Here is a 2,802-nt window from a genome sequence, read left to right on the forward strand (position 1 = left end):
ACCCTCGGCCCGCACCAACTGCTCGAGCCGCGCCGGCACGCGCCGGTGCTCGGTGGAGGCCACCACCAGGGCTCCGCCTCCGGCCAGCGTCACCGCGACATCCAGAACRGCCGCGTCRAAACTCTGCGACGCGAACTGCAACACCCGCGCACCCGGCTCCACACCCAGCGCCGACCTCAGAGCCAGCGCCAGATTCACCACACCACCATGCGCGACCTGCACACCCTTCGGACGACCCGTCGAACCCGACGTATAGATGACATACGCCAGCTGGYCAGCAACGGTCACCACATCCGGCGCCACCGACGGGAGTCCAGCCAGCGCGTCCACCACACCCGGATCGTCCAGCCACACCACACGACCCGCCACCGGCAACCCCTCAGCCACCGCCCGCTCACCCACCAACACCTGCACACCCGCATCCGCGAGCATGAACTCAAGCCGATCAACCGGGTATTCAGGGTCCAGCGGCACGTACGCACCACCCGCCTGCCACACCGCAAGCACCGCCACGACCATGTCCACACCACGCGGCAGACACAGCCCGACCACCGACTCGGCCCCCACTCCGGCCGACCGCAGGTGATGCGCCAGACGATTCGCCCGCGCCATCAACCCGCCGTACGTCACCGACTCCGCACCGGCCACCACAGCCACCGCATCAGGCACCGCCGCAGCCCGCTCCGCGATCAGCTCATGCACCCCACCCACCGACGGCAGCGCCACACACCCACCATCGCCACCCGCCACCAGCAGCTCGCGCTCACCCGCAGCCAGCACCGACAGCTCACCCACCCGCACATCCGCGTCGGCGGCCACCGCCTCCAGCACCGCCACCAGATGCGCGCCGAGACGCTCCATCGTCGCCGCGTCGAACAGCGCGGTGCTGTACTGGACCTCACCCGCCAGGCCCTCGCCGGTGTCCCCGACCCTGACCGCCAGGTCGACGCCTATGAGCATCGGCCGGTCTGCCGAGAAGTCCGCGGTGAGCTCGGCGCCGCCCTCCCACAGGAGGTCGGCGTGTCGCTGCGCCGTGCCGGCCGCGGTGTCCGCCGTGTCGTAGTTGAAGAGGACCTGGAAGAGGGGGCTGCGCGAGCGGTCACGCTCGACGACGAGGTCGTCCACGAGCTGCTCGAACGGCAGGTCCTGGTGCGCGTACGCGCCGAGCGCCGTCTCCCGGACGCGGCCGAGGAGTTCGGCAAATGTCGGGTCGCCGGACAGGTCGGTGCGCATGACGAGGGTGTTGACGAAGAAGCCGATGAGGTTCTCGGTCTCGGCCCGGTTGCGGTTCGCGATCGGCGTTCCGACGACGACGTCGTCGGTGCCCGCGTAGCGACCCAGCAGCACGTTGAAGGCCGCGAGCAGGGTCATCGACATGGTGGCGCCGGCCTCGCGGGAGAGCGCCCGCAGCCGCTGCGCCGTCTGCGCCGGCACACGGAACTCGGCGAAACCGCCGTCGGTGGAGCGGATCGCGGGGCGCGGGCGGTCGGTGGGCAGTTCGAGGGCCGGCAGGCCGCCGAGGCGGTCGCGCCAGTACGAGAGCTGCGCGTCGAGCACGTCGCCGGTCAGCCACTCCCGCTGCCAGACCGCGAAGTCCGCATACTGCACGGCCAGCGGCGGCAGCGGGTCCGGGTCCCCGCTCCGGAAAGCGTCGTACAGCGCCATCAGCTCGCGCCGCAGGACCCGCCCCGACCACTCGTCCGACACCACGTGGTGCATCGACAGCGCGAGCACATGCTCCTGCGTCGACACCCTCACCAGCGTCGCGCGCAGCAGCGGCCCGCGCGCCAGGTCGAACGGCACCTGTGCGTCCGCGGCCACCACGGTACGTACGGCGACCACCGGGTCCGCCCCTGCCGGCACCTCCACGACCCGCAGGTCGAACGGCGCCGGCTCGTCGATCACCTGCTGCACCACACCGTCCGCGTCCGCGACCAGACGCGTCCGCAGCACCTCGTGCCGCGCGACCACGCCGCCCAGCGCCGCACGCAGCGCCGCCACGTCCAGGGCGCCTCGCAGGCGCAGGTGCAGCGGGGAGATGTACTCGGTGGAGCCCGGGTCGAACTGGTCAAGGAACCACAGGCGTTGCTGCGCGAAGGAGGCCGGGATCGTGTGGTCCCGGTCGATCCGCGTCACCGGTGGAGCGGTGTCGCGGGCGGCGCCCTCGACGACCGCGGCGAAGCCGCGCAGCGTCGGCTCGTTGAACAGCGCCGACAGGGGAACCCTGACGCCGAACACCTCGCGGATGCGGGAGACCGCCTGCGTGGCGACCAGTGAATGCCCGCCCAGGTCGAAGAAGTTGTCCTCCACGCCGACCCGCTCGACACGCAGGATCTCGGCCCAGACGTCGGTCAGTAGTTCTTCGGTGGTGGTGACCGGGACCGCGAATTCCTCGACGTCGGACTGATGGACCTGCGGTTCGGGCAGTGCGGCGTGGTTGAGCTTGCCGTTCGCGGTGAGCGGGAGTTCGCTCAGCTCGACAAAAACGGACGGGACCATGTACTCCGGCAGCCGGTCACCGAGGAATCCGCGCAATTCCCCGACCGCGGGAATCCCGATCTCCGCATCTGCCGGAACCAGATAGGCCACGAGTCGACGTTCCGCCCCCACACCATGGGCCGTCACCACAGCGGAAGCGATCTGCGCGTGACCGAGCAGCGCGGCCTCGATCTCGCCCGGCTCGATCCGATACCCACGCACCTTGATCTGACCGTCCGCACGGCCCACGAAATCCAACCGGCCATCCCCCAGCCAGCGAACCCGGTCACCCGTCCGATACATCCGCCCACCATCACCAGCGAA

1 protein-coding gene is annotated in these 2,802 nt (G+C 70.6%); it reads right to left on the reverse strand.

What is annotated here, in order from left to right; translation table 11 throughout:
- Positions 1–2,781 (reverse strand): condensation domain-containing protein (locus tag EAO72_RS16215; protein WP_148018047.1); only part of this gene is annotated, 2,781 nt, incomplete at its 3' end.
- Between the last annotated feature and the right edge of the window lie 21 nt (positions 2,782–2,802).

Origin of the sequence: Streptomyces sp. OR43, from assembly GCF_008042275.1 — a bacterium.
GTDB lineage: Bacteria > Actinomycetota > Actinomycetes > Streptomycetales > Streptomycetaceae > Streptomyces.